Genomic DNA, 8,619 nt, shown 5'->3' with positions numbered 1-8,619 from the left:
GAAACTCGAAGTTTTGATGACAAACCAAACTCTACAATTTACGTGTAGTGATAGCTAATCACTACAAAGAACAAGATACAAGATGACAAAAATCTTTTGTTGGACGAGGGGTATGTCCTGTACCCCACATTCCTACATACATTGGGCGACATCCCTGTCTTCCTGTGATAGGATAACCATCTAGGATTGAAAAGTACAAAAAATGGTTTGATAACCAATAGTTTCTATAAGTTCAAACAAAAATATAGGCTACATTTATGATCAATAAATTGATGGAAATCACTTGTATGAATAATTAGGGGATTTGATTATAAGTAAAGGTTTTTGTTACGGCCTATCGTTAAAAAGTCCGCTGTTTTTCCCATAAATTGATTTCAATCTTTTTATGTAAAATGTAGCAGTTCAAGCGACTTTGCTATAAACCTATTGTTATCTAAGGTCACTAAACGGGCGAATTTTATATTAGATATAAAAAATGCATCCTTAGATGCATTTTTTGACAGTATTTTAAATCAAGCAAATCTTAAAGTTGGCAAAATTGAATTGGCTGTTTAAGTGCTTGTCCCTTATATAAAACCTGACCATTTTCCAAGTGTTGAATGGTGCCATTACAGATCCATTCAACCGCTTGAGGATAAATTAAATGCTCAAGTACATGGACTCGTGCTGCAAGCGATTGCACAGTATCATGCAAAGTAACTTTTAAAATACCCTGAGTCAAAGCTTGACCAGCGTCTAATTCAGCAGTAACAAAATGCACAGTACAGCCATGCAAAACATCACCTGTATTTAAAACACGTTGATGAGTATGCATGCCTTTGTAATTTGGCAATAGAGAAGGGTGGATATTCACCATTTTTCCTTCCCATGCTTGCACAAACTTTGCACTGAGAATTCGCATAAAACCAGCAAGAATGACTAAGTCAACATTCCAATCCTGTAATTGTTGATGCATAACATCATCAAAAGCTTCACGATTAGGGTAGTGTTTATGCTCAATCACAGTCGTTGCAATGCCTGCTTTTGTAGCACGTTCTATGGCAAATGCTTCAGGTTTGTTGGAAATAACCCCCACGATTTGCCCTGAAAGATTGGCATCAATCAAGGCTTGAAGGTTGCTTCCATTGCCTGAAACGAGTACAGCAATTTTAATCATGTGGGGAGCTTATGCAAAAATCACACGAATTTTTTCGTCTGCGCCTTCAATTGAAGCAGCATTTTCTTGGATATGACCAATGGTCCATGCTTTTTCGCCTTGAGCAGTTAAAACTTCAATGGTTTTGTCAGCATCAGCAACGTCAACTGCAATGACCATACCCACACCACAGTTAAATGTACGGTACATTTCAAATTGTTCTACAGCACCTTCACGTTGTAAAAGTTTGAACAATTCAGGCCATTCCCACGATGATTCATTAATCACAGCTTGAGCACCATTTGGAAGTACGCGAGGTAGATTGCCTGGTAAACCACCACCTGTGATATGTGCCATTGCATGAACATCAACTTGTTTGCATAGCTCAAGTACTGGTTTTACATAAATACGTGTTGGTTCCATTGCAACATCTGCAAGCGGACGACCATCTACTATCTGAGTTAAATCAACGTTTTTCACGTCTAAGATTTTACGAAGTAAAGAGTAACCGTTTGAGTGTGCACCAGAAGATGCTAAACCGATGAGAACATCACCTGCTTTTACTTTAGAACCATCAATGATTTTACTTGCTTCAACCACACCCACAGAAAAACCTGCTAAGTCATAGTCTTCACCTTCATACATCCCTGGCATTTCAGCAGTTTCACCACCGACCAATGCGCAGCCTGCAAGTTCACAACCTTTACCTATCCCAGTCACAACATTTGCAGCAACATCAACATTTAAATGTCCAGTTGCATAATAATCGAGGAAGAATAGAGGTTCAGCACCACATACAAGAAGATCGTTTACACACATTGCAACCAAATCTTGACCAATTGTGTCATGACGGTTTAAGTTCAATGCTAAACGTAATTTTGTACCGACACCATCTGTACCAGATACAAGAACAGGTTCTTCATAACCTTTAGGGATTCTGCAAAGTGCACCGAAGCCGCCTAAACCACCCATCACTTCAGGGCGTGTGGTACGTTTAGCGACAGATTTGATTCGATCGACAAGTGCGTCGCCCGCTTCAATATCGACACCAGCGTCTTTATAGCTTAAACCAGTGTTTGGGGTAGAAGTTGAGTTGCTCATAATTGAAGTCTCCGCATTCGCGCGGGGATTATACCCGAATATACGAAACTCTTATGTTATTTCTGCACTAAAATGCTATCTTTATTAAAATATTTTCCCCTCTATAACGAATAAATTTGAAATAGGCGTGATTCAATGCACGATCGGACTTTAAAACGAATTTTTATCCTTGCTGGAATTGCTTTAGTTTTATGGATTTTATATTTATTAAAACCCGTAGTGATTCCTTTTGTCGCAGCTTTTCTCGTTGCCTATTTATTTAGTCCAGTGGTAGATAAGCTGTCTAAATTTTTGCCAAGGTGGTTATCTATTTCAGTGGTATTTATTGGAATAGGTGTATTACTGACTTGGGCGACTTGGTTTGTTGTACCCTTGGTTTGGAAACAATTAATCTATGCGCGTGACAGTATTCCCGCGGGAATCCATTGGGTGAATTCTACTTTTTTACCGTGGTTATCCAACAATTTCAATGTTGAACATATGGAGTTGGATACAGATCAAATATCTAAAGTAGTGATGGAGTATGTTCAGACCAACTATAGTGCGGATAGTATCCAATCGATGGCATTAAAAATTGCCCAATCTGGACTGAGTTTTATTTCGATCGGTGGAACAATTGTTTTAATTCCAATTATTGCGTTCTATTTCTTACTTGATTGGAATCGGATGTTGGAGCATTTAAAAAGTTTTATCCCACGCCAATATGAAAGTAATGTGCTTAAAATTGTTGGTGAATGCCATAGTGTTTTAGGTGCTTTTGTCAAAGGGCAATTCCTTGTGATGATTTTATTGGGAATTGTCTATGCTGTGGGCTTGCAATTGGTTGGTCTAGAAGTTGGATTAATTATTGGTATGATCGCAGGATTGTGCAGTATTATTCCTTATCTTGGCTTTGGTGTTGGTATTATAGCTGCTGTCATTGCCTGTTTTTTCCAGTTTGGTCTAGATCCAAAGCATTTATTGATGGTTTTAGCTGTATTTGGTGTAGGGCAACTCATAGAGGGATATATCCTTCAACCTTTCTTATTGGGTGATAAAATTGGTTTATCTCCTGTAGCCGTAGTATTCGCAGTACTTGCAGGTGCGCAGTTGGGGGGATTTGTTGGAATGTTGATTGCACTTCCAGTTGCAGCTGTTATCGTGGTTTTACTCAAGCATCTCAAAGAGTTATATCAAGAAAGTCAGTTTTTTAAGGCCAATGATACTTTGGTGACTGTACAAAATCATGGTACCACTGAAACAATTTCAGTCGAAAGCGACCAAGTTGATCTTGATATTGAAGTTAAAAACACGCAAGATACTGATCAATCGATTAAAAATGATCAAAATCCACTTTAGGAATGATTTGAATATATGCGTCAATTGCAGTTGGATATAGAACCACAACTGGATGCCAGAATTAGTGATTTTTCTGGACCAGGTTGGGGACCTGTAATTGATGCTGTGCGTCAGCTTCATGCAGGCCTGATGAATCGTTTCTATATCTATGGTAGCGCTGGAACTGGTAAAAGCCATTTACTCACTGCGATTTGTGATTCTTATTTAGAAATTGGTAAATCTGCGATAAAAGTATCGTTATTGGAATTGTTAGATGCGCCTATAGAAGCAATCACATCTTTAGAAAGCTATGACTTAGTTGCCTTAGATGATATTGAAGCAATTAGTGGCGTACCGCATTGGCAAAAAGCGGTATTCCATCTTATTAACAATAATAATGAAGATGGCGGGCAGTTGGTATTTTCATCACGATTTGCGCCTATTGAATTAAAATTAGAACTCCCTGACCTACAATCTCGACTTACACAGGCTGTCAGTGTAAAAGTACCCAGTGGGCACTCCTATGCTGACCGGCATGCTTTATTGCATTCAGTCTTAGAACGTCGGGGTGTACATTTTGACCCACAAATAACGGAATATTTGCTATTACATGGCCCACATCAAACGAGTACACTACTTCAATCTGTTGAACAGCTAGAAAAGTTATTGAAGGGTGAGAAAACTAAATTATCTCACGCAACTTTAAGACAGATCTATGCATTGATTGATGAATATAGACAATAGTTGTTTTTACTGTTGTTGAGTGCGCGTAACACAAATAGATGAAGTTAATCGATTCATCGATAAAAATTCTTGAGAATTTTTATCGCGTGTGACAAAGTACGCAAAAAGGACTGATAGCAAAGCGTAATGCTGGCTAATAAGAAATAATTAAAAGAAATCAAGGAGACTATAATGCTCAAACGGGGCATAGGCTTAGGATTATTATGTATTACCGGTCAAGCATTTAGTGCAAATATTACTGTGACAACGACAGATGATATTGTAAAAGCTGATGATCAGTGTTCATTAAGAGAAGCAGTCGAATATGTCAATCAGGGAATGCCTGAGGCTGGCTATAATGGTTGTGGTGGTGGTAAAGAGGTTACTGCAAATATCATATTACAAGGGAATAAAGAGTATTCACTGAATAGCCAAATCAGGATACTCAAAGATGTGACGTTTGGTTCGACTTATGAAAGCAACGTAAATAATACACAAACGCTTATAGGTAAAAACAATGCCATTATTAAAATGGTTGGAAAAGAACGTTTATTTCAGATTGAAAAAATCATAGATTCGGCAGTAGAGACACCACCTGCAATGCTCAAAGTTTCATTTAATGAAATTACCTTAAAAGGGTGTAATGAAGCGGTATGTGCTGATCAAGGTGGTTTAATCTATAACAAAGAGTCTTTAGGTATAAGTAATAGCCAGCTTTTAAATGGTCATGCAAGACAAGGTGGCGCAATTTACAATGCGGGTGTGTATGTTGCGAATACTTCATTAAGTTCTGTTTCTATAAACAAGACCTTAATGAAAGGTAATACAGCAGTAGAAGGAGGTGTTGTTTATACCGAACTACCAACATTTGTTATTACACAGTCATTAATTCGAGATAATGAAGTTACAAATTCAGCAAGTTCAAATTTTGAAACAAAAAATCAATTTTCAGAAGAGGCTTTAAAAACAATTGGCTCCTCAATTCCTTTTGGAATTATGAATAGTACGATCTTTAGCAATAAAGGCTATGTAGTCAAGATTTACGATGCCATGCAAATCAACAATGTCACCATGATTCTCAATACTATGGGACTTATTGTAAACGCGCCCCAAAAGAAAGGTTATGTTGCAAATAGTATTATTGCTAAAAATGGTACACAAGATTGTACGATTGTGGCTGGCGGAGAAGCGGAACAGATCAGTAATAACCTCTATTCATCAGGCTGTAGTGGTTTTAAATCTACAGCATTAGGCAATGTACAACTAATTGCTGGGAATACCACGGAAGGCAAGTGTGACTATAGTACCGATGGAATTTTATGTCCATTTACAGAGGCACCTACTGTAGCTTTAGGTTATTTTTTACCAAGAATTTTAGCAAGTTATAATTCAGCTGAAGATTCACTGATTATTAACCATGGTCCAGAAGTACAAGATAAAATATTGGCATGTTCATCAGTTGATCAGCGTGGTAAAAATCGAGATGTTAATTCACAATTATGTGATCGTGGTGCGATTGAATTGGTGATTAACACCACAGATGTTACAACTGTGGGGCAAGATATTTTATATGGTGAAACAGCTAAGTTTTCAATCGCAGATCAATTACAAGATGGTGAGTTGGTTAGTGTTGAAAAGTGTAAGCAGATTTTTAATCGAGAGTTGGATGACAATGGTAAGCCTTGGCAAATTGGCTGTTTAAAAGTCATCCAAACAAATACCCCATCTAAAGGAACAATGTCGATAAACCAGGCTGGTGATATTGTGTATACCCCAAATAGTCGTTGGCAAGGTTCAGATGAATTTAAAATCAATGTGGTGACCTCAACCACAAGTTTTAATAAATCAGATAATCCTTATATTACGATCCCCGCACGAATTGTACAAAGAAAGCCAGATGATTTTAAGAACTCTAAAGTAAAGACTTCAGGTGGAAGTTTAGGGTTTCTTTCAATCATTGGACTGGTCGGTTTAGCAGGCTATCGACGGATAAAATATAAGTAAAGGATCGGATATGAAAAATTATAAAAAGGGATTTCTAACACTTGTTATTTTGTCGACCATGTCTCTGATGGCGGCAGAAGATAAAACAATTTATGTGACTACCTTTGAAGATGAGGATGGAACAAATCCTGACAAGTGTTCAATCAGAGAAGCCTTACGAGCTGCTGCTACACATAAAGCTTATGGTGGTTGCAGTGCAGGACAAGTTTATTCGACAGTGCCCAATGTGATTCAATTAGAAGCGGGTGAATATAAGCTGACGAAAGAGTTAAGACCTAATTCAGATATTTCCATTGTTGGTAAAGAACCTGGTGATTATAGTCGGCCAGATGTATTAACTAATAATTTCCCTGCTTCAACGCCATTAAAAACTACAATTTCAGGCCAAGGGACCTCGCGTATTTTCAATACCATTTATGAAAATAAGCCAAGTTTAACGCTGAAAGATGTGATTTTAAAAGATGGCTCTAGCTTGAATGACACCAATAGCAGCGTGGGCGGAGCGATTTATGCAGGCGGTGCAACAACCTTAACCAATGTAACAATTATCAATTCAAATGCGAAAACTGGTGGTGCAATTTATCTAAATGATGCTTCAAGTTCACTTACAGTCAACTATGGCGTGTTTGACGCAAATAAAGCTGATCAAGGTAGTGTACTTGGAATGACATGCTCTGATAATTTGGTTTTTACAACACGAAGTATCGCAGTGAATGGCACAACTTTCATTAATAATGGATCTGCAAATAGCTTAAGTATGTTTAGTTTTTGTGGACAGCCTTCTGTGACATTTACTGCAAATACATTGACAAAGAATACTGCAAGTATGAGTCAAGGGAGCATCATTCAATTTAGCCAATTAACACCACAAGGAAAGGTTAATTTTAGTGATAGTTCTTCTTTATCACTGCTCAGCAATACTATTGTAAAGAATGATGCTTGGGCAACACTATTATATGGATACAATGGTTTAAAAACTTTAAGCAATAATATACTGGCTTATAATAATGGGAAATCTTGTCGTTATGCAGATGGTGATGTCAGTAAAGTTGAAGGCTCAGGTGTAGTGCTGGGCTATAATGCTTTAAAGCTTACTGCTGGTAATGATCAGTGTGAAGTTGCAGAGGCAGTGACTAAAGAGGGTAAAGACCATTCATTTGATGTAAGTAATATTGAGTTCTCATCTATTTTAAATGACTTAGAGCAACCGAGTGAATCCACTGGTTTTATGCCGATGTATTTCCCTAAAAACTTAGGCACAGATAAAGATTTAGTTGATATTGGTTATACTGGGTGTAGTGGATCTGATCAGCGAGGTGTCACCCGAGTGGTTGCGGAAAACTCGAATGGTCAAAATGATGTAGCGAACTCATGTGATATCGGTTCTACAGAGGTTTTACGTCTTACAGCAAATAACTTAAGCTCGACCAATGCATCAGTGGTTGCTGCACTTAGCAATTATCAGAACATATTGGATAATTATAATAAGTTGATTGCTGACCCAGCAACCAACCAAGACTTTATTCCTTTTTATAAATTTCAATCAGAGTTATATAGTAATCTAATAAAATACACCAAATCAGATCAGAAATATCGCACCATCTTTGTTGACCCTTTTGCTGCCAATCTGCCAGCAGAAATCATTACTAAAGGGCAGGATGGCAAAGATATTAGGGTTGTAAAACATCTAAGCGTTGACAATTATGATGTGATTGTTAAGCCACTTGGTGTGGGTTTATTGAATAGCGATAAGGTCTTTGCGGGTAAGGAAGATCCAAACTTTAAGTGTGAATGGAATGCCAACTTAAAAAGAATTATGTTATGGCGTATAGACGACAGCATAACCCCATCAGGTGATAATGAATTCTGTAGTTATCAACTACAGTTAAAATCTGAACCAAATATTACATCTTCAGCTTATGTGATTGGAACCTTTGCTAACATTGCACCCATCGTAGAGGATAGTAGTTTTAAAGTTGAATATGGTTCAACTAAAGCAATTGATGTAGATTTACTCCAATATGCCAATGATGATGGTGATGGTAATGCAGCAGCTTTAACTGCAAAACCCAATAAACCAAAATTTTATATCAATGCAGATGGTGTTGAATTACCTATCCGAATAGGTACAAATATTGACCCAATAGTTATTACTGCAGATCGTAGTGGTCCTTGCCCAGGTGTTGATAGTAAATATACCTGCTATGGTGGCAAAATTCATATCCAACTCAGAAACACACTGTGAACCGTACCGGGTTTGTCGGAGAGTCAATATTCTGAGAGACTATCCCGATGACAAAATTAAAATATACCCCTGAAATCAGAGAAAGAGCGGTTCA

6 protein-coding genes are annotated in these 8,619 nt (G+C 37.6%); 4 read left to right on the top strand and 2 right to left on the bottom strand.

Features of this window, described 5'->3' with window-relative positions; translation table 11 throughout:
- Nucleotides 1-523 precede the first annotated feature (523 nt).
- Together purN and purM are read right to left on the bottom strand one after the other, a co-directional pair.
- Nucleotides 524-1,156 carry a phosphoribosylglycinamide formyltransferase gene (purN, locus tag ACG916_RS21230; protein WP_336954724.1) on the bottom strand — a complete coding sequence of 211 codons (633 nt, stop codon included), beginning with the start codon at nt 1,154-1,156 and terminating at the stop codon, nt 524-526.
- Between the two features lie 9 nt (nt 1,157-1,165).
- Nucleotides 1,166-2,236, bottom strand: a complete 1,071-nt coding sequence (gene purM, locus ACG916_RS21225) for a phosphoribosylformylglycinamidine cyclo-ligase (protein ID WP_336954723.1) — start codon at nt 2,234-2,236, stop codon at nt 1,166-1,168.
- A gap of 135 nt (nt 2,237-2,371) precedes the next feature.
- On the opposite strand from purM, the gene cxpE reads away from it, so the two are divergent.
- The 4 genes from cxpE (at nt 2,372) to ACG916_RS21205 (ending at nt 8,525) form a co-directional block, all read left to right on the top strand.
- Nucleotides 2,372-3,574, top strand: coding sequence for a chloramphenicol efflux transporter CxpE (cxpE, locus tag ACG916_RS21220; RefSeq protein ID WP_336954722.1), 1,203 nt, complete (start codon nt 2,372-2,374; stop codon nt 3,572-3,574).
- A 15-nt stretch (nt 3,575-3,589) separates the two neighbouring features.
- Nucleotides 3,590-4,297 carry a DnaA regulatory inactivator Hda gene (gene hda / locus ACG916_RS21215; RefSeq protein ID WP_336954720.1) on the top strand — a complete coding sequence of 236 codons (708 nt, stop codon included), beginning with the start codon at nt 3,590-3,592 and terminating at the stop codon, nt 4,295-4,297.
- Between the two features lie 171 nt (nt 4,298-4,468).
- Nucleotides 4,469-6,280 carry a rhombotarget A gene (gene rbtA / locus ACG916_RS21210; RefSeq protein ID WP_419328926.1) on the top strand — a complete coding sequence of 604 codons (1,812 nt, stop codon included), beginning with the start codon at nt 4,469-4,471 and terminating at the stop codon, nt 6,278-6,280.
- A 10-nt stretch (nt 6,281-6,290) separates the two neighbouring features.
- Nucleotides 6,291-8,525, top strand: a complete 2,235-nt coding sequence (locus tag ACG916_RS21205) for a CSLREA domain-containing protein (protein ID WP_419330759.1) — start codon at nt 6,291-6,293, stop codon at nt 8,523-8,525.
- The last annotated feature ends 94 nt before the right edge of the window (nt 8,526-8,619 follow it).

The sequence above is a fragment of the Acinetobacter legionensis genome, from assembly GCF_048552295.1.
GTDB lineage: Bacteria > Pseudomonadota > Gammaproteobacteria > Pseudomonadales > Moraxellaceae > Acinetobacter.
Note: the sequence above shows the minus strand (reverse complement) of the source record. Positions and strands in the feature narration are given on the sequence as shown.

Coding starts and splice junctions, on each gene's coding strand:
- ACG916_RS21205 (WP_419330759.1), top strand. CDS start 6,291: ATGAAAAATTATAAAAAGGGATTTCTAACACTTGTTATTTTGTCGACC.
- rbtA (WP_419328926.1), top strand. CDS start 4,469: ATGCTCAAACGGGGCATAGGCTTAGGATTATTATGTATTACCGGTCAA.
- purN (WP_336954724.1), bottom strand. CDS start 1,156: ATGATTAAAATTGCTGTACTCGTTTCAGGCAATGGAAGCAACCTTCAA.
- cxpE (WP_336954722.1), top strand. CDS start 2,372: ATGCACGATCGGACTTTAAAACGAATTTTTATCCTTGCTGGAATTGCT.
- hda (WP_336954720.1), top strand. CDS start 3,590: ATGCGTCAATTGCAGTTGGATATAGAACCACAACTGGATGCCAGAATT.
- purM (WP_336954723.1), bottom strand. CDS start 2,236: ATGAGCAACTCAACTTCTACCCCAAACACTGGTTTAAGCTATAAAGAC.